Source organism: Pseudoalteromonas sp. TB25 (assembly GCF_000497995.1).
In the GTDB taxonomy this organism is placed as follows: Bacteria; Pseudomonadota; Gammaproteobacteria; order Enterobacterales; family Alteromonadaceae; genus Pseudoalteromonas; species Pseudoalteromonas distincta.
In genome coordinates this window covers 1-554 of sequence record NZ_AUTI01000041.1, presented here as the reverse complement: position 1 = coordinate 554, position 554 = coordinate 1, and the positions used below count along the sequence as shown (strand labels likewise).

Here is a 554-nt window from a genome sequence, read left to right as displayed (position 1 = left end):
GGTTGGTACAGGGCGGAGCACGGTACATTCGCGCGGGGTCTAAAACGCTAGCGCGATAGCGCGTCGAGTAAGCTCGTTGCGGAGCAACACCAGAGCTTACGGGCGTTTTAGACCCTATGGTTGAACAACGAAGTTGAGAGACCATCAGCTGAAAGCTGCTTTTGTTGCGATAATTATCGCGACAATGATCCCGTGCATGCTGTTAAAGCATCTCGGAATGAAAAACGGGGTTTAAGTCATCAAATAACGGTAATTTGTGTACTGTGATACTAGTTAAGTTTAGCAATTAACTAACCTGAGAGCCTTTAGAAAATGACGCAACAACCATCAATAAATTTGGAAACGAACAACACTCTTCATACTCATCACTACCCTCGCTATTTTGATATTGATATGCGATATCGTGCAGGCGCAAATAACCATCAAAAAGGAGTTAACAGAACCAAGCTCTCGGTGCTTATTGCAATTCGGTTTTCTATTGTTACACCAGGGATTATTCGCTGGCTCTACGGCATTAATCATCGGTTAGCATTAGAGCATCTGAACCGGCTAGA

The 554-nt window shown here is 44.2% G+C and carries 1 pseudogene; it reads left to right on the top strand.

From position 1 onward, the window contains the following. Positions 1 to 312: 312 nt before the first annotated feature. Positions 313 to 554: pseudogene (locus tag L652_RS1000000125170) on the top strand (hypothetical protein); the annotation flags it as partial.